This window comes from Terrimonas rubra (assembly GCF_042686025.1).
Taxonomy (GTDB): domain Bacteria; phylum Bacteroidota; class Bacteroidia; order Chitinophagales; family Chitinophagaceae; genus Terrimonas; species Terrimonas rubra.
The window spans coordinates 2,017,107-2,043,130 of the sequence record NZ_JBHUOZ010000003.1 but is presented as its reverse complement, the minus strand read 5'-3'; the positions used below and the strand labels follow the sequence as shown (position 1 = coordinate 2,043,130).

The following is a 26,024-nucleotide window of genomic DNA, read 5'->3' as shown; positions in this document are numbered from 1 at the left end:
AAATCATAAATCATAAATCCTCAAATCCTGCATGCTAAAAAGGTATGCCCAGGTTAATATAGGTTTGTACCTGACGGGTCTGGTCGCAATACATCACACTCAGGTCCAGCGGGCCAAGGGCAAAGTTGTAGGAGAAAGTGAGCGCATAACCGGAATAGAAATCCTTGTAGTTAAAGAAATAACTACGACTGATAAAATTGTTGAACAATACGTTGGCACGACCCGTAATATAGGCGCCGGGAAAAATAGCGGTACGTAAGCCAATTTGCGAAGCCAGCAGGGCAGGAGAGTAGATACTGCCTTCCTGTAAGCCGGCAAATGTTACCTGGTTGCGGAATATTTTACTCATACCACCCACGATAAACTCGTTCATGATATTGCGGTGATAATTAAAGTTAACACCGCCTTGTGCAGAGCCAAACAGTGTTACCCGGCGTGCAAGCGGCAGGTATCCCTCCGCGTTTAAGGAAGTACGCAGGTAAGGCTTTTCATCTATACGGGTTGAATCGGGGTCGGATGGCTCTACGCCGTTATAGTATATTTTAAAGTTAGCATTCTGCCCGCCAACCCTTCCTGCTTCCAGGTCGATCTTAAGCCCCCTGCGGGGAAAATTAACCCTGTCTAAATTATTGTAACGCAGGTATACAAAGTAAGTAGAGAAGGTATTACCGCCTTTAAAATCCACATTAGATGTGATTCTTGGGGCGTAACGTAACCACTCCCAGCGATGCCCGGCTCCAAAGGTCAGGTTGGTACTGGGGGCATAGTGCAGTTTTTCCGACACCTCGAAAATATTCTGCTTAAATATACCGGTCTGTTTGTTTTGTACCTGTTCGTAGGTCATTACATCCAGCCTGTCCAGCTGGGTTTTTACCGTAAATCCAAATTTTTTAGAACGGCCAACATATTGCAGGTGTTCTCCTTTTATACGGAAGGTTTCGCCCAGGTTAATACTGGCCATGCTGCGCGAGTTGGAAAATATTTTATTGCGGGTAGTGATATTGGCAATAAGCCCGATACCGGTGAAACGGTTATAGTGTATGCTGGCTTTTAAAAAAGTAAGGGGCTGCTCCGTTACATCGAAACTGATTTTATAAGTGCCGTCCTCCAGCGGATGCAGGCGGTAGTTAATACGACTGTAATAACGGCTGCCATAAGCTTTACGTACCATTTTTGCCAGGTCGTGATAGCTGTAGGTATGGTTCAGCTTGAGGTTCATGGTATTTAAAAAATAACCGGTAGTGGTATTGCTGAATCCATGCAGTTCTACACCGGAGATAGTAATATCCATTGGTTTGGGCAAACGGGTGGGTGTTTTTTCCGGAACACCATAAATGGCATTCAGGGAATCGGCCAGCGCTTTGAATTGCGGGTATAATTCCCGGCCTTTTTTTATACCTTCTTCCAGTATACTCTGCGCACTGCCAAAACTACCCATGGTATAGTTTTCCAGGTTAAAGGGAATATAGATATCGCAAAGCGGTACTTCTTTTTTATTATCCTCAGCTTCCCGGAAAAAAGCGATCTGCATGAGTAATTGCAGGGCATTGGTAATTTTTTTGGGTGGCAATAAACCACCAGCCACCGTACTGCCAATGATATAGTCAGCGCCCATATCTTTCAGGTCACTGGCAGGGAAGTTACGGCTGATGCCACCGTCCACTAGTCTTTTATTATCGTAATCAACGGCCGTAAATACAGAAGGGATAGCCATACTGGCCCTTACGGCATTAACGATATCGCCTTCCTTTAATACAACTGCCGCACCATTGCCTACATCGGTAGCAATACAACGAAAAGGGATGCTGAATCTGGAGAAATCAGTAATGCCGGTAACAGGGTGGTATAACTCGGCCAGCTTTAACCATAACTCCTGGGCTTCTAAAAAACCGGTAGATATTTTAAAACTGTTATTTACCCAGGGAATTTCAATATCGTATTTGTTGTACTCATCTTTTTCTTCCATGTACAGGTTACGTAAGGCAGCCTGGTTGCTTAACAGCAGGTCCCAGTCCACTTTCTCACATATTTTCTGGATACTATCGCCGCTATAGCCCACCGCATATAAACTGCCCAGTACGGCGCCCATACTGGTGCCGGTGAGGTAGTCAATTTTTAATCCTGCGGAATCAATGGCTTTGAGTATGCCGATATGCGCCAGTCCTTTTGCACCGCCACCGCTGAGGGTGAGGCCAATAGTGGGTCGTTTTTGCGACCACGCCATCTGCGAGAGCAAACAGAAAAAGAGGAACACCCAGGTACGACGCATAGATAATTTTTAAACCTTTCCTTGGTAACTGGCAACACTGAGCTGATTACACTATGATAAAGCTATTCATTTACACGGTTATTTACAACTATCGGGATGGGAAAAGGTTCATAAAAAGGATAAATAAAAATGGCTGTCAATATAAACTGACAGCCATTTTACAATATAGTAACGTAAGCTTATTGTACGGGTTCCAAATACTGGGCGTAAGAATAACCTTCTTCGCCATCATCAGTACGTACCAGCCACCATTGGTCATTACTTTTGTTTACCAGGGTAATGATCTCGCCATGCGCCGCTTTACCTACAATAGGCTGGTCGGTGCCGGGGCCTTTACGTATGTTCAGGTTGCTGGATTCGGTCACTACTTTTACTTTAGTGCCCTCTACCGCTACTGCATTCACGTTCAGGATAAGATCGTTGCTGCTGTAGTTAGGATCAATTTTTTCATAAATGGTCCATAACTGGTCTTTAACCGCTCCTGTAGGAGCATCGCCGTCAACATACAGAACGCCGTCCTGTTCCCTTACCTGTAAATTGGTAACACCGGCAGCATTCGCCGTATCTACCAGTTCTTTGTATTTATCTTGTAGTGCCATCTTGTATAGGTTTTTGGTGTTTATTTAATGGTTACATTGTTTGCAATGCTCTTAGGTTTAAGTGCACTGATCTTTTGTTGTACTGTTCTTTTTTCATCCTGGTTTTTTACAGTACCGGTTAAGGTTACTACACCATCAGCTACAGTGGCAGTAACATTTGCGTGGTCTTTTAATGCGTCTTTTACAGCCGAGGTCAGGGTATCATCAGGCGTAGTTACCACTGGTGGCGGAGGCGGGGGTGTTACGGTAGCACTATTCACTACTTCTTTTACACCTTTTACTTCTTTTAAAGAGGCGTTAATGCCTGCACGGGTAGTTTCATCTTTTACCTCGCCGGTAATAGTAGCTACACCATCTTTTACATCAACTGCCAGCATATTGTAGTCGGGGTTGGCAGTAAGTACAGTTTGTACAGCAGCTTTAACATCTTCGTCTTTTACTTTGCTTTTGCAGGAGGTGAAGGAAATGGCAAAAACAGCAATGGCTACTATGGCCAATAGTTTTTTCATCTTTTAAAATTTAGGTTAACGAAATAAATTTAGAGGGCTAAGTTAAGTTCATTATATGATAAATAACAAATAATACTTATGAACAAATTGTCAACTGTGGCGGGATTTTTGCCTGCACTAAAGTTTTATCAATAAGAGGGCAGAAGCGCTGCCGGGCAGGGAAGAGGCGCCCGGGCGGCATGTACCTTACGTTAAAAGGGATAGTTGTTTAGTCTTCTTTTTGTTTGCGTTTATTGTTCTCATCCAGCATACGCATTTCTTTGGCATCTTTTAAAAACTCCGATGCAAAGATGAAGTCGTTCAATAGTTTATTATCACTGAAGATGATCTCTTTATTACTGCCGGTCCATTCTTTAAAGCCTTTGTGCATATAAAGAATATTATCGCCAATCTCCATTACACTGTTCATATCATGGGTATTGATAACAGTGGTAATATTGTATTCTTTGGTTATTTCCTGTATCAGTTTATCAATTACCAGGGAGGTCAGCGGGTCAAGGCCGGAGTTAGGCTCGTCGCAGAAAAGGTATTTAGGGTTCAGTACAATGGCACGTGCCAGGGCCACCCTTTTTTTCATACCACCACTTAATTCGGAAGGGAATTTTTTATTGGCATCCACCAGGTTTACACGGGCCAGTACTTCGTTCACACGGGCCAGTTTTTTGGCGTACTTGTCTTTGGTAAACATATCCAGGGGGAACATAACATTCTGTTCCACTGTCTGGCTGTCAAACAAAGCCGAGCCCTGGAATAACATGCCGATCTCTTTCCGGATCTCGGTTTTCTGTTCCAGGTTCATGGTGGTGAAGTTTTCGCCGGAGTAAAGTATCTCACCGCTGTCGGGTTCAAACAGGCCTACCATACATTTCATAAGCACCGTTTTACCGCTGCCGCTGGCACCAATGATGAGGTTACACTGCCCCGCATTCATAGTGGCAGTAACACCCTGGATAACGGGCTTCTCGCCAAAGTTTTTCTTTATGTCAATCAGTTCAATCATGTAGTTTATACTAAGCCTTATAATAACAGGGCCGATAAAACATAGTCGGCAAACAATAACAATATACAGCTAACCACCACGGCTTTGGTACTGGCCTGTCCTATTTCCAGGGCGCCGCCTTTTACGTAGTAACCAAAGTAAGCGGGTACGCTGCAGCTGATAAAGGCAAAAACAAAGCTTTTAAATAAGGCAAAGAAAACGTTGTAAGGATTAAAGCCGTCCAATAATCCCATATCATATACTTCACCGGATAAAATATTAGCCGCAATACCGGCCACACGTCCGCCCCAGATACCCAGGGTCATGGCTATTACAATCAGCAGGGGAATCATCAGTACGCCGGCTACGATCTTGGGTGCAATTAAATAAGCTTTGGTATTAATGCCCATAATTTCCAGCGCATCTATCTGCTCGCTTACCCGCATATTGCCCAGTTCGCTGGCAATTTTACTACCAATTACACCCGCCAGTACAATACAGGTAAGGGTAGGCGCAAATTCCAGGATAACCGTATCACGCACAATTTGTGCAATGATGGTTTTAGGTAATAAAGGACTTACCAGCTGGTAGGCAGTCTGGATGGTGGATACCGCCCCGATAAAGGTGGAAATAATAGCCACAATGCCCAATGAACCAATGCCGATATCCGAACATTGTTTCATAAATTCCTTCCAGTACATTTTGCCGTTCTCCGGTTTGGAGAACATACCTTTCAGCATCAGGAAAAAGCGGCCTATGTGAGTAATTAAATTCAAAAAAATGATTTATTGGTAAAAATACGGATTAAGTGACAAGACAGCAATCACATTTTAAAAATCAAAGCCCTAGTAATAATAGGGCTTTGATTATATTTTATGTATCGTAAAGAGACTTATCGCACAAATCCGGTCATCACAGGTCTTTACTTACCTTTTTGAACTTCTTCCACCATTTAGATTTTTTAACTTCCTCCTGGGTGGTGCTTGATTTACATTTGATCTGCGCATCGGTAACGGCGATCAGGGCCATGTTCACAATATTGTGTACCGAGCTTCCCAACTGCAACACATGTACCGGTTTTTTTAATCCTAACAAAATCGGGCCAATCGCGTCAGAATCGCCTATTTCCTTTAAAATATTGTAGGCAATATTACCCGATGCCAGGTTAGGGAAGATAAGGGTATTCACGTCCTTATCCACCAGTTCACTGAAAGGATAGTTCTCTTTCAGCAGGTCATTATTAAAGGCCACATTTGCCTGCATTTCACCGTCCACGATGAGGGAAGGCATTTTTTCCTTCACAATTTTGCGGGCTTTTGCAACCAGTGCGGCTTCCGGTGAGTTGCTGCTGCCGAAATTGGAATAGCTTAACATGGCTATACGCGGCACAATATTGAACAGTTTTACCTCTTTGGCAGCCAGTAAAACAATCTCGGCCAGTTCTTCGGCAGTGGGGTTAAAGTTAACAGTGGTATCAGCCAGGAACAAAGGTCCTTTTTTGGTCATCATCAGGTACATGCCGGCAATACGGTTCACACCGTCCTCGGTACCGATGGTCTGCAGGGCAGGCCTGATAGTATCGGGATAGTTTTTGGTTAAACCGGATATCATACAATCGGCATCGCCAAATTCCACCATCATACAGCCAAAATAGTTACGGTCTTTCATGATCTTTTTAGACTCGTAAGCATTGAATCCTCTGCGGCTGCGTTTTTTAAAGAATAATTCACCGTACTGGTTTCTTTTTTCCTCCATCTCGTCACTGCGCGGGTCAAAGATGGGCATGTCAGAAACGTCAATTTTATTAGCCTCAGCAATTTGTTTGATCTTCGCCTGCTCACCTAATAAAATGGGGTAACCGATACCTTCATCAAAAACGATCTGTGCTGCTTTCAGGATCTTGATATTATCCGCTTCGGCAAACACAATACGTTTGGGGTCTTTACGTGCCCGGTTGCCTAACACACGCAATACCTGGTTGTCAATACCCAGGCGTTGGTTAAGACTATTGCCATAACCTTCCCAATCGGTAATATGGTGCTGGGCTACGCCTGATTCCATTGCTGCCCTGGCCACAGCCGGCGCTACAGTTGCCAGCAAACGGGGGTCAAGCGGTTTGGGAATAATATAATCGGGTCCGAATGTAATGGTCTTTTCGTTGTAAGCCAGGTTTACCATGTCCGGCACAGGGGTTTTGGTGAGTTCGGCCAAAGCCCTTACAGCCGCCAGTTTCATGGCTTCGTTGATCTGTTTGGCCCTTACGTCCAGTGCCCCCCTGAAGATATAAGGGAAGCCTAACACGTTATTTACCTGGTTGGGATAATCGCTGCGGCCGGTTGCCATGATCACATCTTTACGAACTGATGTGGCATCCTCCCAGCTGATCTCGGGGTCGGGGTTGGCCATGGCAAATACAATGGGGTTTTTAGCCATCGATTTTACCATTGCTTTGGTTACCGTATTACCGGCGCTTAAACCAATGAACACATCTGCGTTCTTCATTGCCTCTTCCAGGGTGGAATCGCCTTTTGCAGTAGCAAATGGTTTTTTAAAATCATCCAGGTCAGTACGTCCCAGGTGCAGGGCGCCTGTACGGTCAAACATGGTAAAGTTCTCCGGTTTGGCTCCCAGCGATACATATAATAATACGCAGGCCATGGCAGCAGCTCCTGCGCCGTTTACCACGATCTTTACTTTTTCAATTTTTTTCTTTTGTAACTCCAGTGCATTTAATAAAGCTGCTGCACTGATGATGGCGGTACCATGCTGGTCATCATGCATTACCGGTATATCCATTCTTTTGCGCAGTTCCTGTTCAATATAAAAACACTCGGGTGCTTTAATATCTTCCAGGTTAATACCACCAAAAGTGGGTTCTAATGCTTTAACGATCTGTACGAATTTCTCCGGATCGGTTTCTGCTATCTCAATATCAAATACATCAATGTCGGCAAAAATTTTAAATAATACACCCTTGCCTTCCATTACCGGTTTACCCGCTTCGGGGCCAATATTACCCAGGCCTAAAACGGCAGTACCGTTACTGATCACTGCCACCAGGTTGCCCTTGGCGGTGTATTTGTAAACATCTTCTTTATTTGCGGCTATTTCTTTACAAGGTTCTGCAACGCCAGGTGAGTAGGCCAGTGATAGATCGCGTTGTGTTTTTGCTTCTTTGGTGGGTATTACTTCAATTTTTCCCGGGCGGCCCTTTGCATGGTATTCCAGGGCTTGTTGTTTACGTAATTCCTGTTTTGTCATAAATATTTTTTAAATAAAAACCCGATTCAACCGAGGTACAAAAAAAGCGGGTTTATAAAACAGTTCCTATGTTTTTTTTAACGGATCCGTATCCGTTTTTAACTGGAAATGGGGTGCAAGGTAAAGAAGAAATTTAATATGGCTGCAAATATGCAAAGCGGAAAAGCAGGAGGCGGTATTTATCCCCATTTTTGCTCATTACAGGCTGACTACCAATTATTCATGTATTGATAACAAAAAATATTTGTATATTTTCTGTAAGTTTACATACAATTTTACTTTTCTGGGTGGAATTCAACGGATTTTAAGACCCCCAATGTCTTAAAAAAGATGGCTGAGCTGAAAACAGGTATCTAAATTTCCGTTTGTTAAATTTTTGGATGTAATCTATGATTAAAAAAGACAAAAAAAATCTTCAGGCCGAGTTGGGCGCTCAGGCCCTGGTAGATTTTATGCGCTCACTTTATCCCATCAGCCAGGAACTGCAGGATTACTTAAGGGAGAATTCACATTTTTTAAAAGTTAAGAAGAATAAGGTCATTCTCAAAAGCGGTGATATTTGCAGTAATTATTATTTCCTGCTCAAAGGTATCATGCGTGCCTATATCGTTTATGATGGCAAGGAAGTAACCATCTGGATCAACCCCGAGAATGAGATCATTACTTCCGTAAAAAGTATGAAATCGCAGGTGCCGGTGGTAGAAAGCATACAGGCCCTGGAAGATTGCGAAGTGATGGTGATGACCTATGATACGGTACGGTATATGTACGAGAATTTTTTAGAGATGAATGTAGTGGGCCGTATCATCCTAGAGGATTATTATTCTGATTCGGAAGAGCGGTCTATCATTTCCCGCATTCCGAGCGCAGAAAAAAAATACGAGCATTTCTTAAATACCCGTCCCGAATTGCTGAACCGGCTGCCCTTAAAATATGTGGCTTCTTACCTGGGCATTACCGAGGAAACGCTTAGCCGTTTAAGACGTAAGAAGTTAAAAGGAGAGGGATAGGGCGGAGTTCATGGTTCATAGTTAATAGTTCATAGGAAGGTTCAAGAAGTTCAAGGTTCAAGAGTTCAAAGGTTCAAGGGCCGTTAATAAGCAATCGTTAATCGTTATTGGTTAATAGTTATTGGTTCATAAGAAGCCTCGAAGAGTTCAAGAAGTTCAAAGTTCAGGAGGTTAGGGAAAGCAAAATAGTTCATAGTAAGTATGCTGCCTTCAGCTTTCTGCTTTCAGCTTTCTGCTTTTCACTTTAAGCATTCAAACAACAAAGCCCGCCTTTGCAGACGGGCTTGCTGATAAAAGCTATTACCTATTGATGATGTGCATAGGTTCTGCGGTAGAATAACCAATAGATGATCGGGAATACCAATAATGTTAGTATGGTGGCGGTGATTAATCCGCCAATGATCACAATGGCCAGGGGTTTCTGAGCTTCGGAGCCGATACCGCTGGAAAGTGCGGCAGGTAATAATCCCAGGGCTGCCATTAAAGCCGTCATCACCACCGGGCGTGTACGTACTTTAATGCCTTCCAGTATGGCCTGGTCCAGGCTTAGTTTCTGCGCCAGTTTTTTATTGAACTCCGATATCAGTATTACCCCGTTCTGTACACAGATACCAAACAGGGCGATCATACCCACACCGGCCGAGATGCCAAAGTTGATGCCGGTGATATGTAAGGCCAGTATACTGCCTATTAAAGCAAAAGGCACATTGATCAGTACAATGCCGGCATCTTTTACATTTCCAAACATAATGAACAGCAGTATAAATATAGCTACCAGGCTGATGGGCACAGCCATGCTTAAACGTTTGGTAGCACGTACCTGGTTCTCAAACTCACCTGTCCAGCTGATGCTGTAACCGGCGGGCAGGCTGATCTTTTCAGCTACTACCTGCTGTGCATCGGCAATGGTACTGCCAAGGTCACGTTCGCGTACTGAAAATTTTACGCCGATAAAACGCTGCATATTTTCGCGGTAGACAAAAGCGGGGCCGGTAACGGTTTTGATATTGGCGATCTCCTTGATCGGTATCTTCTCTTCCCGGATGGTAGGCACCATAATATTACCGATCTCGGCTTCTGTTTTACGGTATTCCTCCTGGTAACGTATACGGATATCAAATTTTCTTTCACCTTCATATTTGGAAGTGGCAGTCTTGCCGCCAATCGCCATTTCAATAACGGCCTGTGCATCGGCTTTATGCACACCGTAAATGGCCATCTTTTCTTCATCCAGTTCAATACTGATCTCAGGCTGGCCGATATTGCGGATCAGGCCCAGGTCTTTTACACCGGGCACGTCTTTAATACTTTCAATTACCTCTTCCGCAATTTTCTCCAGTGTCACCAGGTCGTTACCAATTACTTTAATGCCATTGGATGCTTTAAAGCCGGCTACGGCCTCGCTCACATTATCAGATATCGGTTGCGAATAGTTGTACACAATACCCTGGTAATGCGATAGTTTTTTATCCATCTCTTCCACCAGTTTTTCCTGCGATATTTTCCGTTTCCATTGTTTGGCCGGCTTCAGGTCCACCTGGAACTGTACAAAGTAAAAACCATTCGGGTCGGTACCGTCATTCGACCGTCCGGCCTGTGACAGTACCTGTGATACCTCATCAAAAGAACGCAGTTCTTTCTTCAGTTCGTTGGTGATCTTATTACTTTCGGTAAGTGAGAGTGTCATAGGCATTTCAGCCGTTATCCATAATGCTCCTTCATTCAGTTGCGGTAAAAATTCGGTGCCCACCCACCGCATGGAGAAAAAGGACGCCAGCATAATGGCCAGGCCGGTACCCAGTGTCACCCACTTGCGTTGAAAGGTCCAGCGGAAGGATTTTTCAACACCCTGGTTGATCTGGTTAACAAACCAGTTGTTCTTTTCCCGCACATTTTTTCGCAGCAGGATGGAACAAAGTACCGGCACCAGGGTCAGTGTAAATATAAGAGCGCCTAAGAGCGCAAAGCCCAATGTCCAGGCCAGGGGTGAGAACATTTTACCTTCTACCTTTTCAAAGGAGAAAATAGGAATGAGGGCGGTAATGATGATAAGCTTGGAAAAGAAAACGGCTTTACCCATCTCTGTTCCCGATTTTTTTATTAAACCCAGTTTGGATAGTTGGTTATAGGCCGGCATGCCCACTTTGACCGCCTTATGATCGAGTGCCACAAACAAACCTTCCACCATCACCACGGCCCCGTCAATGATAATACCAAAGTCAATAGCGCCTAAAGAAATAAGATTCGCACTCATACCTTTCAGCTTTAAGCATAAAAAGGCAAAGAGCAGGGACAGGGGAATGATGATGGACACGATCACCGTGGTACGCCAGTCGGCCATAAACAGGAACACGATGGCCGTTACCAGTATGATACCTTCCAGCAGGTTATTCATTACCGTATCGGTACAGTACTGCATCAGGTTATCCCGGTCGTAAAAAGTAACCATCTTTACATCCTTTGGCAATACTTCGGTGTTAAGCTGGCTGATCTTTTCTTTCAACGCCTTTAATACATTGGTAGGGTTCTCATCTTTACGCATCACTACAATACCTTCCACCACATCATCATTATCATTTAAACCAACCTGGCCTACGCGGGGGGCGCTGGCTTCGTTAACGGTGGCAACATTCTTTACCAGTACGGGGCTGCCATTCTCACTATCCACAATGGTATTCTCAATATCGGCGGTGGAGCTTAACAATCCCAGGCCGCGTACCACATAAGCCTGCCCATTCTTTTCAATAATATCACCACCTACATTCAGGTTGCTGCCCGATACTTTTTCAAATACCTGCAGAGGCGTAAGGTTAAACTTCTGTAATCTTACCGGGTCAACACTGATCTCGTATATCTTTTCCTGCCCGCCAAAAGCCACCACATCAGCAACACCGGGCACGGCCCTTAACTGGCGGTCAACCACCCAGTTTTGTAAGGTGAGCAGGTCACGGGTGTCCCGATTATCACTTTGTAAGGTATAACGGAATATCTCGCCGGTAGGACCATAAGGTGGTTGTACATCCGGCTCTACATCGTCCGGCAGCTGTACGTTCCGCAACTGGTTATTGACCTGTTGCCGCGCAAAGAAATCTTCTACCTCGTCATCAAATATGATCTTAATAACCGACAGGCCGAACATGGTGACCGAACGTATACTTGATTTTTTTTGTACACTGTTCATGGACACCTCGATAGGGGTGGTGACAAAACGCTCCACTTCCTCGGCGCTGCGGCCGCTCCATTCCGTAACAATAATGATCTGTGTATTGGTTACATCGGGAAAGGCTTCAATCGGGATCTTTGAGTAACTGTATATGCCCGCTATCACCACGATCAACACCCAGAAAAAGGTGAAGAACCTGTTCTTGAGGGAGAAGGCAATTATATTTTTTATGAATTTGTTCATGATAATTTTTTGTTTGCGTAGAATAGACATCATATTTCAGACATCAGACTTTAGATATCAGACTTCAGACATCAGATTTCGGACATCGGATTGCAGTTATCAGTATTCAGATAGCTGGTTTAATATCGGTAGTTACCTAACCTCCCAGGGCTGTATAGATCAATAACTGGTTTTGGGTAACGATCACTTCGTTTGGCTCCAGCCCGGATTTTATATAGGTTGTTTCATCCGTTTGTTTATAAATACGCACTTCCCTTATTTCAATATCATTCCTGTTACGGTAAACCAATACCCAGGTTTTGCTTTTATCAAAAATGATGGCCCTGGAAGGCACGGCTAACATCTGCTTGTTTTCTTTGTATTGCAATGAAACCGTCACGCTCATTTCAGGTTTTAAGGCCAGATCATCGTTGGCAATACGTATCCGTACTTTCATGGTTTTGGTCTCAGGGTCCAGCATGTTGAATATCTTGTCCACTTTGCCGGTAAATACCCTGTCGGGATAACTGATGGTCTTAATGTTGGCTGTCATGCCTTGCTGAATAGCGGCGATATCACTTTCGTTTACATTGGCCATAACCCATACTTCGTTGATCTGCGCTACGGAGAACAGGTTACTCACATTCTCGCTATGCAACAGCATATTGGGCGTTACATTTTTTTCAATGATAAAACCGCTGATAGGGGAGCTTACATTGTAAAAGGAACCGGTATTTAAGCCGTAGATATTGTACACCTCTTTGATCCTTTGCAGGGCAGCCTTTGATTTTTCCAGCTCTTTTTCCGCTGCCACTACTTCTTTTTCGGAACTGAGCTTTCCTTCAAAAAGATCTTTAGCCACCTGCAGGTTTTTTTCTGCAATGGCAATATCGTTAACAGCATCCAGCCGCTGGTTCTCATAACCGGCTACTTCCTCACTGCGCATCACGGCCAATACCTGGCCCTGTTTTACATAGTCGCCCAACTCTACATTTACTTTGGATACATAACCGCCTACTACCGGAAATACCTGCGATAGTTTGTTATTATCGGCCGTTATTTTACCATAGAGCTTGAGGTTACTGTTCACGGTTTCACTGATCACCGTATCAAAAGCCGCTTTGGCGATCATGGTATCTGACAGGATATTGGTGTTTACCGGCTCATCAGTTTTTTTGCTTTTGCAGGCGAACAATGTTGCAGCCAATGCAAAGAATAATATATGAATACTTGTTTTCATTGTTTGTTTACTTTTATAAGTGTTGGTTGAACCTGTTAAAATACCGGTGATGCCGTAACGTAGTTAATGGTTTCGGCAGCGGTGATGAGTTGCTGTTGTACCCGGTATAATTCGGCCGTTGTTTCATTATAGGACTCAAAAAAATCGACGAATTCCAGCAGCGTGATATTCCTTTTTAAAAAATTATCACTCACGCCTTTTAAAACATGGGTAAAGTCCTCGTTGTAAATAGCCGTGGTTTTATCATATTCGCTGATACTGCGTCCCATATTATACCAGGCCGCCCGGGTTTCGGCAAAGAGGTTCTGCTGTACCAGCTCGCCTTTCACAGCAGCCTGTTTTTCTTTTGCCTTCGCCATTTTTATATTGCCCTGGTTGCGGTTCCATAGAGGCAAGGGAATGCCCAGTTTAATATTGTACTGGTTGCGGAAAGCATCACCCTGCTGGTCGTAAGCAGCGCCGGCAGTAAGATCAGGAACGGCCATGCTTTTCTGGTACTTTACTTCCAGGCCTGCAATGGTCTTGTTCAGCGTACCTATTTTCTGATCACTGCGGTGGGTAAGGGCCTGTTGCTGTAATACATCCAGTGCCGGCAGGTTGGTATAGTTTTGCCAGTTTATATTATCAAGATCCGGAACAATGAAATGATCTGTTAACAGCAATACCTGCAGCTCCTGCTGTGCCTGTAATATATTTTGTAACACCTCGCTTTTATCATTGGTCAGCTTCATGTAGGTTGATTTTAACCGCACCACATCCACCAGGGGGATATTTCCTTTTTCGGCCTGCCGTTGATAAGAGCTGATGATGGTATCTAAAAGGGTCAGTTGTTTATTATACTTTTCTACCGTCTTTAAATGAAAATGTACCGTGTATAAATTAGTACGCAGGTTATATTTAAGCTGCCTTACGAGGTCTTCAAACTCCAGAACGGCCAGTTGGGTATTCTGCCTGGCCAGTGCCATTTCATGCTTTCTTTTTCCTCCCAGTAATAGCAACTGTTCAATAGCAAAACCTTTTTGCCCGGACCTGTTGTTGTAAAATACTTTACGGGTATCGGTATCATAACCATGCAGGTCGGCTGAAAATTCAGGATTGGGATATAGTTTTGCTTGTATTTCCAGGGCTTGGGCCGCATCAATATTATATTGTTCTGCTGCCAGCAATAAATTCTTTTTTATAAATATTTCTTCTGCCTGTGATAGGCTTACGCGTAAGCTATCGATGGGTTGTGCATAGGTGAATGCCGCCACGGACAGGCAACTTAATACGCAAAGTATCAGTTTCATTGATCTGTGTATTTAATCGGTAATAGATATACCTGCACAGGTTATACATACATGATTCTTGTTTACGGCCATGTTTGGGCAAAACAGTTCATACCATTCCTGGTACCGAACAGCGTAGCCAACACAGTGCCTCAGGGAACTGTATAGCCGGTAAAAAAAATAATGTAGATAGATCCTGTAATGAAAATGCAGGCTGTATAGTTGCTTTAAAAACAGTCATGAAGGAGCATGCCAATAAACATGATCACTATGGCATGATGTATAAAGCTATTGATCAGGCGGGGTCGGGAGGCTGTATCAGTGTTAATGCGTAGCCCTGGGGTAATAAGGCGTTTTCAGGTGTAACAGTATATTTCTTTGCCGTGGCCAGGTCAGCCGGGGCATTGTTTTTTTCTTTACGCGGGGTAAAAGAGAAATCGAAAGTGGTTACTTTTTTAATGGTTGTCTGCTGGTCTTCGCTGGTATTATCCGGTATAGGGTTATCCATATCGGTGGTAGTGCTCACCAATAACTCGATGATACTCTCCATTTCATAATAATCCTCTGTATCCGAATCGGCATAATGTACCTGTGTGAGGGGGATAAACTCTTTAAAGTCAATACTGGTGTTAAGCACGGAGAATGCCACCAGCCAGAGGGCTATATTTCTGAAAAACCTGTACAAAAAATTAAAAATGCGTTGCAAAGATATAGCCGCAGGGGAAAAAGCAAATGATTATTGTGTTAAAATGTTAATCGTTTTTAACAGGAGGCTTTTCTTTTGCTTTATTCTTAATGGATTGTTCCAATAGTTTTTTCTCGTCGCGGTTCCCTTTATTATCCAGTATGGGTACTTCCACCGGTGGCTTGCCTAAAAAAGGGTCGGCGCCTGTCATATCTATTTTGTAATCAAATACTTTTTCTACATGTACCCATTTACCCTTTTCCCACCTGAACCCTTCATTATCACCATCGGGCACTAATGTCCAGGGGTTATCAGGCTCATCTGATTCTGATATCAGGTGATCGATCAGGATCACATTTTCCTCTTTCAGGAAATTGGCCAGTACCCTGGCGTCTTTTTTATATTCGAGAGAAAAACGGAACGGCTTATTATGTTTGCGTGCTTCACTGGAAAAGCTGAAGAAATCACCGCCGAATATAGGCTCACCATTGGCATTGAAGTATAATACTTCTATCCATTTTTTGCTGCTGCGTACACCATGACCATCAAAGCCAAACAAGGTATAATAACTCTTCCCGTTATAATCTGTTTTAATCATATTGTAATACACTGCACCGATCCAGTTATTACGGTTACGTGCGGAGTCCATCACATCATCGGTAAACTCCGAAACATCCCTTAAAGGAAATAATTTCAGCGAGCCGTCGCGGGTACGCATTTGTATGGCACCACGCTGGCGTCCGTAGTAATTATCATATTGCAGGTTCCAGGTAAAAATGCGGAAGGTGGAGTCGGGGGCGTATAGTTTGGATATGCCTATTACCGAATCAAAAGGGTAATAAAAGGAGTTTTTTATCTGCAGGCTGCGGATCAGCGTTTTAACAAAAATACTGTCCGATATCATCCTGTCTTCCATAAGCGTATCGGTAATTAAATACCGGGCATATTCGGCCAGGGAGTCCTCTTTCACCTGTAATTTTTTCCTGTCCGCTGCCGTTATATGTTGGGCATTGGCTATGGTAAATATGCTGAGGCATACCAGGAGAAAAGAAAAGGATAATAGTTTACAATTTACTTTTTGCATTTTTACGGGCTTTACCTGCTGAATGAACGGCAAAATTACACAAACTGTGGCTAACGGGCCTTTTTCAGCCGCATTAACCCGGTTTATTGCGTGTATTTTAACAGTTAACTGCCTGTTAAACGTAAAGCAAGCCTAAAAAGTATGTACCTGCACTATTGTAATGCCGCGGCAAACTGTGCCAGGGTCTCAAACTGCCAGTCAACCTCGGGATGGGGCAGCGTGTAAGGCGGGTTGGTCGTGGTAAGATAAACCGTATACAAACCGGCATTACGGCCCATCTGCATATCACTGGGGTTATTACCTACCATAATGGCCTTGTTCATATCTATCTGCGGAAAATCTTTCTTGGCGGCAAAAGCCATACCCGGGTTGGGCTTACGCATGGGGTCAAAATTGCTTATATCGGTAGCGTAGTAAAAATGATCAATACGTCCGCCTCCCGCTTCAATCTCTGCTTTCATTTTGGCATGTACTTCATGCAGGTCCTGCAGGGTCATTAAACCTTTGCCCACACCGCGCTGGTTAGTAGCCACTAATACCAGACCAAATTTTTCGCTGATGGTTTTAATGGCTTCAAGGGCTCCGTCATACAACCTGAATTCATCAGGCGTAAATACATAACTGCCCACTTTATCGTGGTTAAATACACCGTCACGGTCTAAAAAAATGGTCCAGGATCTGTCCAGGTCTTTCAGTTCTACCGCCGGTTTGGCCAGGTCATGTTGTGCTTGGTTATAATCGGCCGGTATACCAATATCAATAAAATAAGCTTGCTGTACCTGGCCGTATAATTGTGCCTGCGGGTATTGTTTTTCTAAAAAATCAGTCTCAAACGAAAACTTGTCCGGCCAGCTTTGGGCATTAAAACCTTTTACATGCAACAGGTAACAACCGCCATTAATTAAACCATTATCGTAATGTTGTTTTTCTTTAAAGGCAATAACCTGGTTATGGTTATTTAATTCAACCACGCCGTAACGTTCAAAATCCTGCATGGGTTTTAAAGCCAGTGTACACAAGGCGCCGGTAGCGGTATGCTGCTTATACAGTTCGTCGGCATTTATTTTAAACAGGGTATCGCCATTGGTCACCAGTACATCGGGTTGTGTGGCTTTGGTCAATGCCAGCGCAATAGCGCCACCGGTACCCAAAGGAGTTTCTTCCACTACATACTCATAGGAAAGCGAAGCAAAACTTTTTTCCAGGTAGGCCAGTATCACTTCATGTTTATACCCCAGCGAAAAAATAAAACGTTGTACGCCCTGGCTGCGTAAATAATTAATCACGTAAAACAAAAAGGGGCGGCCGGCTACGGGCGCCATGCATTTAGGCAGGTCGGGTACGGCTTCACGCAGGCGGGTACCAAGGCCTCCTGCCAGTATAATTGCTTCGCGGCCATTAAAATTGGGTATAGAACGATCTGTAGTATCAGGCATTGCTTCGATAAATAAAGGTGGGTATTATGCCGTGCGGCCAAAATATTTTTCTTCCACTAACTGGCAAATGATATGACCAATTAAAATATGACTTTCCTGGATACGTGGCGTATCGGTAGAGGGTACATTCAATAAATAATCGCTCAGGGATTGCATCAGCCCCCCGGTCATGCCGGTAAGGCCTACAGTAGTAATACCTTTTTCCCTGGCCACTTCAAAGGCTTTAATGATGTTTTTAGAATTACCTGAAGTAGATAGTCCTACCAGTACATCACCTTCCTGCCCGATACCGTCCAGTAAACGGGCATATATTACATCGTAACTGTAATCGTTTCCCACTGCGGTCAAATAAGAGGTATTGCAGTGTAATGCTTCGGCCGGTAAGGCCTTGCGGTCAATATAAAACCTTCCCGAAAACTCGGCGGCCAGGTGCTGGGCATCGGCAGCGCTGCCACCATTGCCGCAGAAATAAACGCGGTGGCCTTTGGTAAAAGCTTCTGTAATAATATCCACAACGGCTGTTATACTGTTTAGTAAGGCTTCGTTGCCCAGCAACTGTTCCTTCACCTGTATCGACGCCTGTATGATCTCCTTAATTTTTGTCATGGCTGTAAAGGTACAAATATGCGGTTAAATACTCCAGGTGGTGAGGCCATGTTCTACAAACTGGTAACGGCGATGGCGTCCGCCAAATTGCTGTAATGCATCAATCACTGCATGTTTATTCGATCCCGGGCAATAAAATATCATAAAACCACCACCACCGGCACCGGATATTTTACCACCCGTTGCACCCGATCTTTTTGCGGTTTCATATATCTCATCCATCAGGTTATTGCTGATGCCTTCGGCCATCTTTCTTTTTTGCTGAAAACCAAAATCCAGTATTTCACCTATCTCATGCAACCGGCCTTTCAGTAAAGCCTCTTTCATCATCTGGGCCTGTTGCTTTAAATGGTGCATGGCCTCAATCGATTTTTCCTGTTTGTTCACCACGTTATTACTTTGCTGTTGTATGATCTTGGCCGATTCACGGCTGGTGGAAGTATAATATAATAACAGGTTATTCTCCAGTTCAAAAAGATAACGTTGTTTAATACGCAGGGGGTTCACAATTACACGGTCTTTTTCATAAAACTCCATATAATTCACTCCGCCGAAGGTAGCAGCATACTGGTCCTGTTTACCACCGGCCAGACCCAGGTCCTGGCGCTCAATTTCGTAAGCATAATGCGCTATATCGTATTCTCCAAGGGGTAATTTCAATAACTCGGCAAATACACCTACAATGGCTACCACCAGGGTGGAGGAAGTGCCCAGCCCCGACCCGGCAGGCGCGTCTACAAAAGTAGACAAACGAAAACCGGTAACATCCATGCCATAGTCCTGTTGAATACGATTGTATACACCTTTCAGCAGGTCAAGTGTACCATCTATAGGCAGTGATCTCGCAAAGTCAAAAACTTGTTCTTCCTTCCTGTCTACAGCTCTTAAAATAATGGTAGGCTCATCCAGCAGCTCAATAGTAGCATGGGCATACAGGGATAAAGTGGCATTTAAAATGGCGCCACCGTACAAATCGCTGTAGGGGCTGACATCAGTACCACCTCCGGCAAGCCCGATACGTAAGGGCGCTTTACTTCTGTAGATCATATGACTCGGTCGAATATTTTAGTTTTATGTTATCATCGTTCCGTACCCTGGCCCGGCAACTGTTGCGCCTGCCCCGACGACTTCGAATGGTTTTCGAAGGGAGCTCGGGGTCGCACACTTCAGCTGCAGCAATACTGCCCGGCAGGGCTTTGCAGGAGCACAAAAATAGTTGTATTTACCATATAGCAATTGTTTAAAAAAAATGGGTACAACTAACGGGAAATAATAACTTTACTGAGAGTAAAACAAAATATTATGGAGTTTGCGCCCATACAGGCCTACCTGTTCACCCATAAAGGAAAAGCGGTAAAATTTAAAAAAGCAATCAGTCATTTTACTGACCTGAACGGTAAATCGCATACAAAATACCTTTCCATCCCGGCAGGGGCCATCGGGCAGGTATTCTCCTGTCGGGGCCTTACCATGACCATCGGCTTTCGCAGGGATTTTAAAGCCATACCACATGATGGCTTTGTGAACAGTAATGACTATACTTATATAATAGAAGTATACAACGACTTTAGCAGCTTTGATATTGAAAAGGGATAGGGATCTTCTTCTTTGTCCCATCTTCCGGCAGCTTTGGCCATATCAATAGCCCTTTGTCCGGGCGGCATCATCAGGCCTTCGCTTATCATTCTTTCGGCTCTTTCAATATTAGGTTTACTCCACCTGCTGGTCTTTTTACGAGGGGTAAAAGTGAGGTAGTAACTTTCTTCATCCCGGCTTTTGCATAAACTGTCGATCCAGCCAAAACAAAGGGCTTCTTCTGTTGCCTCAATAAGCGTAACACCGGGAGTAGGGCTTTTTTTATGATAGAGGACCAGCCATACCGATGTTTCTTTTTCAGCGTTTTTCAATAACCATTTACGCCAGGCTTTCCTGTCTTTGGCATATACAACCTGTTTACCGTCTTTTATTATTTCCATATGCTATGTTTTACAACATAAAACTAAATATGGTCAGTGACGGCTGTATGTCAGGGGTGACAACTATAAAAATAATAAACGGAAAATATTTACCAACCTTATAACTGTACCAGGGCATTTACCAGTTTATCCCAGCTGTATTGTTTTTTCTCCTCCTGTATATGGGGAATAAAAAAATCCTTACCCTGTTTAAAATAGGCTTCAATGCCATCGGCAATGGCGGCGGCATCCGGGGTCGTAACAATACCCACTTTGCCATGTGGCACCAGGGTGGCCAGGCTGCCTACATTGGTTACCACCATGGGCGTTTCAAAATGATAGGCCAGGGGCGTTACCCCGCTTTGCGTGGCATTGCGGTAAGGCTGTATCAATACATCGGCCGCACATAAATAATACTTTACTTCACTATCGGCAATAAAATCGGTCTTTAATATGAGTAGATCAGCTATATCCAGGTCTTTGATCAGGCTATGGTACCGTTCTGCATCTTCATAAAACTCACCGGCAATTAATAATTTAAAGGGGAGTACCGGCGAGTTGCGTTTTTTTAAGATCGCTACTGCTTCCAGCAACATATCCAGTCCCTTGTATTGACGGATAAATCCAAAAAACAATAATAATTTACCGGGGTTGCTGATCTGTAAATGTTCCCGGGCTTCGGCAGATGATATAATGCTGCCGAAATTATCATACAGGGGATGCCTTACCAGTGCGGCTGGTTTGGCCGTATCAAACAAACGCAGGTCGGCCATTACTTTCTCACTCATGGTCACCACTGCATCGCAGGCTTTTAAAAAATAACGGGTAAAAGGTTTATCGCCGGGACGTTTTTCATGGGGTATAATATTATCGGCAATACATACTACCCGCGTATGTCCATTCTTTTTTGCCCGGCGTAAAATGGTGCCCAGGGCAGGTCCCATTAAAGGCAGCCAGTAACGTACAACAATCAGATCAGGCTTTTCTTTTTTTAAACGGTTGCCCACTTTTATCCAGTTCAATGGATTGATGGAGTTGATCACCGTATGAATGGTAATACCTTCGGGCGCCGGATCGGTGCTGTACTGTGATTTTCCCGGGAACAAGAACGAAGGGTACTGCAGCGAAAAAGAATAAATGCTACAGGTATGTCCTTCATCCTGGAAAGCTTTTGCCAGCCTGTGGTTAAAAGTGGCCAAACCGCCACGCAGGGGATGCCCCGGTCCGATAATTACAACATTCATACGGGTGTAAAGATAAGTATTGCACCCAGATTGATGTAGCTGATTTAGCATTATTACTGTAGCATGGTAACTGTTTTTTTATTTTCTATCTCTCTCATTAACAAGCTATAAAATTGCAATTCCCCGTTTTTCATTTTATCTTCATCTTCGCGAAATATGTTTGTAATGTCAAGTTTGAGATTTATTTAATCCTTAAAAACAAACATTATGAAAACAACGATTTTAGCAACGGCATTATTATTGTCAACAAGCATTATGGCACAAAAAGCTGCTGTTCAAACAACGGCAGATGTAAAAGTGAAAGCAAAAACTGAAACCAACGGACAAAAGTCTGCAGCAGCAAACGGCCAGGTACAGGCTAATCAATCTGTAGAAACGGCGGGTACCATTGAGGCGGCCAAAGAAGGCGTAGCTACTACCTCCGGTAAAGTAAAGGCAAAAGCAGAACAGGGTAAGGAAAAAGCGAAAGCAAAGGTGGAGCAAACGGCTTCGGCAACAAATGAGTTGGTTAAGCAGACCTCGGTGAATTCCGATATTCAATCGAATGTAAATGTAGTGGCCGGTAAAGATAACCCGGTGCAGCTGACCGGTGACCTGGTTAATAATACTACGGTATCACCTGCTGCAATAAAAACGGTAACCACGGGTAATAAAAGCATAGAAGCGCCCGTTAAAACCATCCAGGCCAGCTCTGCTACCTTATTGTCAAATGGCACCATGGTACAGCCTAAACCCCTGGCAATAAAAAACAAGCTGATCACAACAAACAGCACCCTATTAAAACTTAAATAAAAAAGCAGGAGCCTGCCTGCAAAGGCGGGCTCCTTTATTATCCTGATGAAGCGTCAACATTTTTTTTACCGGTTCCTTGTCTTAGCGACAGGTTTTTTACTGGCAACAAGCATCTATGCCCGTGAAGGCAAGCCTGTACTTACCGGCGCCCGTCCGTTCAGTATTGAATTAACGGATACGGTTCCCCCGGTTAAAAATGCACCACCGGTAAAAGCACCGGAGCCCGAAGTAAAAAAAGATGTCCCTATAGTAGTGGTTGACGCAAAGATCATCAAGGAGGTTCCCAAAGCCCGGAAGCAGATAAAACCCAAGGTGATACCGGTTACCCCGGTTAAACCACCTAAAGTGATCAAACCGATCATTAAAAAGATCGGCGCCATTCTTCCTTAAATCAAAGCCAGCATCATGAAACTTTTTATAACCATCGGTATATTATTACTCAGCTTACAGGGCATGGCCCAGCAGGACAGCACGGCGGTGGCCGATAGTACTGAGCCGGTCAGATCCACCTTTACCATTGGCGCCACTTATGTTAACAATGCCGATTACTACGGACAAAAATCGGTTGAGAAAATGCCTTATGTGGCAGCGGCAGCAGTCTTTCATCATAAATCCGGTCTCTATGCTACAGGCATGGCTTACCGTTTGCTCAACGATTCGCAGCGGGTAGTTTCCGCATCAGCACTGGGCCTGGGTTTTACAAAAGATATCGGTAAACGCTTTAACCTCGATCTGAGTTACAGCCATACTTTCTACCCGGCCTTATCACCTTTTTTGCAGGCAGCCAATGCCAATAATGCCAACCTGGGCATCACCTATACCAATTGGCTGGCCGTATCGGCCGAAGTGGATTATGCATTTGGTAAGACCAATGACGTTTTTGTAACTGCCGGGTTAACGAAACTAATCTCCCTGGGCAGTATTACGGCCAGGGATCTAATAACCCTGCAGCCTTCGGCGAAAGTAACGGCCGGTACGCAACGTTTTTATGAGACTTATGTAACGGAAAAAAATATCCGCGATAGTATACTGGGTATTCCCATACCGCCCATATTCGGTCAGCCGGGTACCGAACCAACCACTACTACCAAAGTCTCCAGCAGTTTTGACCTGTTGTCCTATAACTTTAAATTACCACTGGCCTATAACCGGGCACACTATATGGTGGAACTGGCTTACCAGTTATCTTTGTTATCGGAGCAGGCACAAACGGGAGCCGGAAAATTAAACTCATTTGTGAGTGCCAGTTTTTATTACCAGTTTTAAAAAGCAGCATGAAAGTATTAATTGTAGAAGATGAACGGACCATGGCGTTGGAAATGGAAGCATTCCTGCTGAAAACCTATCGCTGCGATCTTGCTTTCACTGCCCGGCAAGCCATGGCCCTGATCGGGGAAAACCAATACGATTTCATTTTGCTGGACCTGGGCCTGCCGGATAAAGACGGTTTACTGGTGCTGGAGCAGGCCAAGAAAAATTGTCCGCAGGCATCTTATATTATTCTAACGGCCCGGGGCAATCTCGAAGACCGTATCAAAGGGCTGGACCTTGGAGCAGATGATTATCTGCCCAAACCTTTTTCCTTACTGGAGCTGCAATCACGTATGCATGCCATTTCCCGGCGAAAATCGGGGTTAACAGATTCTAAAGTAATGCTGGGCGATTTCCAGGTGGACCTGCAACAGCGGGCCGTTTTTTTTGAAGGGCTTGAAGTGGGGCTTTCCAAAAAAGAATTTGACCTGCTGAATTATCTGCTCTTACACAAAAACCGTCCGCTGACCAGGATGCAGTTAAGTGAGCATATCTGGGGTAATAATATGGACCTGGATGATTATGATTCCAACTATATTGATGTACATATTAAAAACCTGCGAAAAAAAATGGCGGCGTATGGTTCGGTGGAATGGTTACAAACCATACGCGGCATTGGTTATAAAATAAAGCTCTGAATTTGAAACTGCTTACTAAACTCACCTTATTTGTCACTTTGTCCAAACTGGCCATCGTGATCTTATTCGTTTTACTCCTGCCTTTACTGGTGAGCAGGGTGGCTTTTCAATACACCAACTATTACCTGCAGCAGCAAAAGAAAAAGGTGTTGAAGGTTATTGACCGTGACGGACTGGATTATTATTTCCAGGGCGATTCCAGTTACGGCAGTTATACCATGCTGAAAGAGGAATATATATCCCTGGAGCCGGTAACCCAGACCATTGCCGACACCATACAAACCTCGCAACGCCTGGTGGAAGGCGATACACTCACCTACAGGGTATTGAGCCATGAATTTGAATACCAGGGAAAAAAATACATGCTGGAAGTAGGTAAGACCATTGCTACCATCGAGCAGTATAACCGTCCTCTACAACGTATGGCCCTGTACATACTGGGCGGGCTCATTGTGCTGACCATCCTGGCAGATCTTATCTACACGAGGCTGCTGTTAAAACCTTTGAACGTTATTATCCGCTCCAAGCTGGTGAACCAGCAATTCCCGTTTACGAAAAACCTGCAACCCATTAAAACCAGTACTTCAGACTTCCAATACCTGGACCAGTCACTCATTAACCTGATGGGTAAAATACATGAGGACTTTGAAAGGGAAAGGGCCTTTACCGGGAATGCTTCCCATGAACTGCTGACGCCTATTACTATCCTGCAAACCAAGATGGAGAACCTGATGATGGAGGACCTGGATGATGTGGCCCAGGACAAACTGGTGGCCATGATGAAGACCCTCAACCGCCTGAAACGTATCGTTAATTCTCTGTTACTCATTTCCCGTATTGAAAATGACCAGTTTGCTTTAACGGAACAGGTGGGTATAGCCGAACTGATGAATGAAGTGGTTGAGGAGTTGCAGGACAGGCTCAACGCCAAGGAAATTCAATTGACGATAAATATGGAACCGGTTGCGCCCTTACAGCGGGTGAACCGCGATCTTCTGTTTCAACTGTTGTTCAACGTTATCAATAATGCCATCCGTTATAACCGGCATGCAGGCAAGATAAGTATAACCGGCACTGTTACAAATGATAAATACGCCGTACGGATTGCCGATACCGGGCAGGGCATTGCACCTGCGGCCATTCCGACTTTATTTGACCGTTTTCAGCGGGCGGGGCAGACTACCGGCGAGGGTTATGGCCTGGGCCTTTCTATTGTAAAAGCTATTGCCCATTATCATGATATGGGCCTGGCTGTTGAGGCCGTGGAAGGGAAAGGCGCTACTTTTACCATTCTGTTTAATATTCAGTAAATTTGGTTAGTCCTTAATTGGAACATACTTTATTACTATTTATTTCATTCCGGTAAATCAATAACCATGCAGTTTACAGCCATACGCCCTATGATTTCTACAGACCAGTTTGAGGATACTATCCTTTTTTATACCGAGCTACTTGGTTTTGTATTGCGGGCTAAGAATGAGGAGTGGGGCTGGGCCTCTTTATCCAGAGATCATGTAGCCATCATGCTGGCAAAACCCAATGCTCACCGTCCTTTTACCGGTCCTGTTTTTACTGGTAGTTTTTACTTTAATATTGATGCAGTAGATGAGTTATGGGAAAAGCTAAAGGATAAAGTGAAAATATGTTACGAAATAGAAAATTTTCCATGGGAGATGCGAGAGTTTGCTATTTATGATAACAATGGTTATATCCTGCAATTTGGCCAGGATATATCAATCCATGACAAGTGAGT

Annotated in this window: 23 protein-coding genes and 1 pseudogene; 8 read left to right on the top strand and 16 right to left on the bottom strand. The window is 44.1% G+C overall.

The window, feature by feature from the left end:
- Positions 1-34 precede the first annotated feature (34 nt).
- From ACFS6H_RS17885 to ACFS6H_RS20695, 6 genes and pseudogenes are all read right to left on the bottom strand, one after another.
- Positions 35-2,269, bottom strand: a complete 2,235-nt coding sequence (locus ACFS6H_RS17885) for a patatin-like phospholipase family protein (RefSeq protein ID WP_386102207.1) — start codon at positions 2,267-2,269, stop codon at positions 35-37.
- A 179-nt stretch (positions 2,270-2,448) separates the two neighbouring features.
- Entirely contained in the window at positions 2,449-2,868 is a 420-nt protein-coding gene (locus tag ACFS6H_RS17880; RefSeq protein ID WP_386102204.1) for an SH3 domain-containing protein, read from the bottom strand.
- Positions 2,869-2,888: 20 nt separating this feature from the next.
- Positions 2,889-3,377: a BON domain-containing protein gene (locus ACFS6H_RS17875; protein ID WP_386102201.1), complete on the bottom strand. Its 489-nt coding sequence runs from the start codon at positions 3,375-3,377 to the stop codon at positions 2,889-2,891.
- A 517-nt stretch (positions 3,378-3,894) separates the two neighbouring features.
- Positions 3,895-4,377: pseudogene (locus tag ACFS6H_RS17870) on the bottom strand (ABC transporter ATP-binding protein); the annotation flags it as partial.
- Positions 4,378-4,394: 17 nt separating this feature from the next.
- Positions 4,395-5,132, bottom strand: a complete 738-nt coding sequence (locus ACFS6H_RS17865) for an MlaE family ABC transporter permease (RefSeq protein WP_386102198.1) — start codon at positions 5,130-5,132, stop codon at positions 4,395-4,397.
- A gap of 136 nt (positions 5,133-5,268) precedes the next feature.
- Entirely contained in the window at positions 5,269-7,617 is a 2,349-nt protein-coding gene (locus ACFS6H_RS20695) for an NADP-dependent malic enzyme (protein WP_449343078.1), read from the bottom strand.
- Positions 7,618-8,006: 389 nt separating this feature from the next.
- Between ACFS6H_RS20695 and ACFS6H_RS17850 the strand changes: the two genes are divergently transcribed.
- Positions 8,007-8,627 carry a Crp/Fnr family transcriptional regulator gene (locus ACFS6H_RS17850; RefSeq protein WP_386102195.1) on the top strand — a complete coding sequence of 207 codons (621 nt, stop codon included), beginning with the start codon at positions 8,007-8,009 and terminating at the stop codon, positions 8,625-8,627.
- Positions 8,628-8,931: 304 nt separating this feature from the next.
- Here the strand turns inward: ACFS6H_RS17850 and ACFS6H_RS17845 are convergent, their stop codons facing one another.
- From ACFS6H_RS17845 to ACFS6H_RS17810, 8 genes are all read right to left on the bottom strand, one after another.
- Entirely contained in the window at positions 8,932-12,033 is a 3,102-nt protein-coding gene (locus ACFS6H_RS17845) for an efflux RND transporter permease subunit (protein ID WP_386102192.1), read from the bottom strand.
- Between the two features lie 136 nt (positions 12,034-12,169).
- Positions 12,170-13,252 (bottom strand): efflux RND transporter periplasmic adaptor subunit, encoded by a 1,083-nt coding sequence (locus ACFS6H_RS17840; RefSeq protein WP_386102189.1) that lies wholly within the window; start codon positions 13,250-13,252, stop codon positions 12,170-12,172.
- 35 nt (positions 13,253-13,287) lie between these two features.
- On the bottom strand, positions 13,288-14,541 hold the full coding sequence (locus ACFS6H_RS17835; RefSeq protein WP_386102186.1) for a TolC family protein: 1,254 nt from the start codon (positions 14,539-14,541) through the stop codon (positions 13,288-13,290).
- A gap of 274 nt (positions 14,542-14,815) precedes the next feature.
- Entirely contained in the window at positions 14,816-15,226 is a 411-nt protein-coding gene (locus ACFS6H_RS17830) for a hypothetical protein (protein WP_386102183.1), read from the bottom strand.
- A 46-nt stretch (positions 15,227-15,272) separates the two neighbouring features.
- Positions 15,273-16,289, bottom strand: coding sequence for a hypothetical protein (locus tag ACFS6H_RS17825; RefSeq protein WP_386102180.1), 1,017 nt, complete (start codon positions 16,287-16,289; stop codon positions 15,273-15,275).
- A 152-nt stretch (positions 16,290-16,441) separates the two neighbouring features.
- A complete protein-coding gene (locus tag ACFS6H_RS17820) occupies positions 16,442-17,725 on the bottom strand; it encodes an HAD-IIIA family hydrolase (protein WP_386102177.1) in 1,284 nt (427 codons plus the stop codon).
- Between the two features lie 24 nt (positions 17,726-17,749).
- Positions 17,750-18,331, bottom strand: coding sequence for a D-sedoheptulose-7-phosphate isomerase (locus ACFS6H_RS17815; RefSeq protein ID WP_386102174.1), 582 nt, complete (start codon positions 18,329-18,331; stop codon positions 17,750-17,752).
- Positions 18,332-18,355: 24 nt separating this feature from the next.
- On the bottom strand, positions 18,356-19,378 hold the full coding sequence (locus tag ACFS6H_RS17810; RefSeq protein WP_386102171.1) for a GHMP family kinase ATP-binding protein: 1,023 nt from the start codon (positions 19,376-19,378) through the stop codon (positions 18,356-18,358).
- 255 nt (positions 19,379-19,633) lie between these two features.
- On the opposite strand from ACFS6H_RS17810, the gene ACFS6H_RS17805 reads away from it, so the two are divergent.
- Positions 19,634-19,927 carry a hypothetical protein gene (locus ACFS6H_RS17805; protein WP_386102168.1) on the top strand — a complete coding sequence of 98 codons (294 nt, stop codon included), beginning with the start codon at positions 19,634-19,636 and terminating at the stop codon, positions 19,925-19,927.
- On the opposite strand, the gene ACFS6H_RS17800 is transcribed toward ACFS6H_RS17805, so the two are convergent.
- A complete protein-coding gene (locus ACFS6H_RS17800) occupies positions 19,873-20,307 on the bottom strand; it encodes a YdeI/OmpD-associated family protein (protein WP_386102165.1) in 435 nt (144 codons plus the stop codon). The two genes, ACFS6H_RS17805 and ACFS6H_RS17800, sit on opposite strands and share 55 nt — an antisense overlap.
- A 98-nt stretch (positions 20,308-20,405) precedes the next feature.
- Positions 20,406-21,530: a glycosyltransferase gene (locus ACFS6H_RS17795; RefSeq protein ID WP_386102162.1), complete on the bottom strand. Its 1,125-nt coding sequence runs from the start codon at positions 21,528-21,530 to the stop codon at positions 20,406-20,408.
- A gap of 207 nt (positions 21,531-21,737) precedes the next feature.
- Between ACFS6H_RS17795 and ACFS6H_RS17790 the strand changes: the two genes are divergently transcribed.
- The 6 genes from ACFS6H_RS17790 (at position 21,738) to ACFS6H_RS17765 (ending at position 26,022) form a co-directional block, all read left to right on the top strand.
- A complete protein-coding gene (locus tag ACFS6H_RS17790) occupies positions 21,738-22,322 on the top strand; it encodes a hypothetical protein (protein ID WP_386102159.1) in 585 nt (194 codons plus the stop codon).
- 45 nt (positions 22,323-22,367) lie between these two features.
- Positions 22,368-22,712: a hypothetical protein gene (locus tag ACFS6H_RS17785; RefSeq protein WP_386102156.1), complete on the top strand. Its 345-nt coding sequence runs from the start codon at positions 22,368-22,370 to the stop codon at positions 22,710-22,712.
- A gap of 15 nt (positions 22,713-22,727) precedes the next feature.
- Positions 22,728-23,588 carry a hypothetical protein gene (locus ACFS6H_RS17780; protein ID WP_386102153.1) on the top strand — a complete coding sequence of 287 codons (861 nt, stop codon included), beginning with the start codon at positions 22,728-22,730 and terminating at the stop codon, positions 23,586-23,588.
- A gap of 8 nt (positions 23,589-23,596) precedes the next feature.
- Positions 23,597-24,271 (top strand): response regulator transcription factor, encoded by a 675-nt coding sequence (locus tag ACFS6H_RS17775; protein ID WP_386102150.1) that lies wholly within the window; start codon positions 23,597-23,599, stop codon positions 24,269-24,271.
- 2 nt (positions 24,272-24,273) lie between these two features.
- On the top strand, positions 24,274-25,581 hold the full coding sequence (locus tag ACFS6H_RS17770) for a sensor histidine kinase (protein ID WP_386102147.1): 1,308 nt from the start codon (positions 24,274-24,276) through the stop codon (positions 25,579-25,581).
- Between the two features lie 66 nt (positions 25,582-25,647).
- A complete protein-coding gene (locus ACFS6H_RS17765) occupies positions 25,648-26,022 on the top strand; it encodes a VOC family protein (RefSeq protein WP_386102144.1) in 375 nt (124 codons plus the stop codon).
- Positions 26,023-26,024 lie beyond the last annotated feature (2 nt).

Excerpts from the sequence above, each read along its gene's own strand:
- ACFS6H_RS17885 (WP_386102207.1), bottom strand. The coding sequence starts at position 2,269 with ATGCGTCGTACCTGGGTGTTCCTCTTTTTCTGTTTGCTCTCGCAGATG.
- ACFS6H_RS17880 (WP_386102204.1), bottom strand. The coding sequence starts at position 2,868 with ATGGCACTACAAGATAAATACAAAGAACTGGTAGATACGGCGAATGCT.
- ACFS6H_RS17875 (WP_386102201.1), bottom strand. The coding sequence starts at position 3,377 with ATGAAAAAACTATTGGCCATAGTAGCCATTGCTGTTTTTGCCATTTCC.
- ACFS6H_RS20695 (WP_449343078.1), bottom strand. The coding sequence starts at position 7,617 with ATGACAAAACAGGAATTACGTAAACAACAAGCCCTGGAATACCATGCA.
- ACFS6H_RS17850 (WP_386102195.1), top strand. The coding sequence starts at position 8,007 with ATGATTAAAAAAGACAAAAAAAATCTTCAGGCCGAGTTGGGCGCTCAG.
- ACFS6H_RS17845 (WP_386102192.1), bottom strand. The coding sequence starts at position 12,033 with ATGAACAAATTCATAAAAAATATAATTGCCTTCTCCCTCAAGAACAGG.
- ACFS6H_RS17840 (WP_386102189.1), bottom strand. The coding sequence starts at position 13,252 with ATGAAAACAAGTATTCATATATTATTCTTTGCATTGGCTGCAACATTG.
- ACFS6H_RS17835 (WP_386102186.1), bottom strand. The coding sequence starts at position 14,541 with ATGAAACTGATACTTTGCGTATTAAGTTGCCTGTCCGTGGCGGCATTC.
- ACFS6H_RS17825 (WP_386102180.1), bottom strand. The coding sequence starts at position 16,289 with ATGCAAAAAGTAAATTGTAAACTATTATCCTTTTCTTTTCTCCTGGTA.
- ACFS6H_RS17820 (WP_386102177.1), bottom strand. The coding sequence starts at position 17,725 with ATGCCTGATACTACAGATCGTTCTATACCCAATTTTAATGGCCGCGAA.
- ACFS6H_RS17815 (WP_386102174.1), bottom strand. The coding sequence starts at position 18,331 with ATGACAAAAATTAAGGAGATCATACAGGCGTCGATACAGGTGAAGGAA.
- ACFS6H_RS17810 (WP_386102171.1), bottom strand. The coding sequence starts at position 19,378 with ATGATCTACAGAAGTAAAGCGCCCTTACGTATCGGGCTTGCCGGAGGT.
- ACFS6H_RS17805 (WP_386102168.1), top strand. The coding sequence starts at position 19,634 with ATGGAGTTTGCGCCCATACAGGCCTACCTGTTCACCCATAAAGGAAAA.
- ACFS6H_RS17800 (WP_386102165.1), bottom strand. The coding sequence starts at position 20,307 with ATGGAAATAATAAAAGACGGTAAACAGGTTGTATATGCCAAAGACAGG.
- ACFS6H_RS17795 (WP_386102162.1), bottom strand. The coding sequence starts at position 21,530 with ATGAATGTTGTAATTATCGGACCGGGGCATCCCCTGCGTGGCGGTTTG.
- ACFS6H_RS17790 (WP_386102159.1), top strand. The coding sequence starts at position 21,738 with ATGAAAACAACGATTTTAGCAACGGCATTATTATTGTCAACAAGCATT.
- ACFS6H_RS17785 (WP_386102156.1), top strand. The coding sequence starts at position 22,368 with ATGAAGCGTCAACATTTTTTTTACCGGTTCCTTGTCTTAGCGACAGGT.
- ACFS6H_RS17780 (WP_386102153.1), top strand. The coding sequence starts at position 22,728 with ATGAAACTTTTTATAACCATCGGTATATTATTACTCAGCTTACAGGGC.
- ACFS6H_RS17775 (WP_386102150.1), top strand. The coding sequence starts at position 23,597 with ATGAAAGTATTAATTGTAGAAGATGAACGGACCATGGCGTTGGAAATG.
- ACFS6H_RS17765 (WP_386102144.1), top strand. The coding sequence starts at position 25,648 with ATGCAGTTTACAGCCATACGCCCTATGATTTCTACAGACCAGTTTGAG.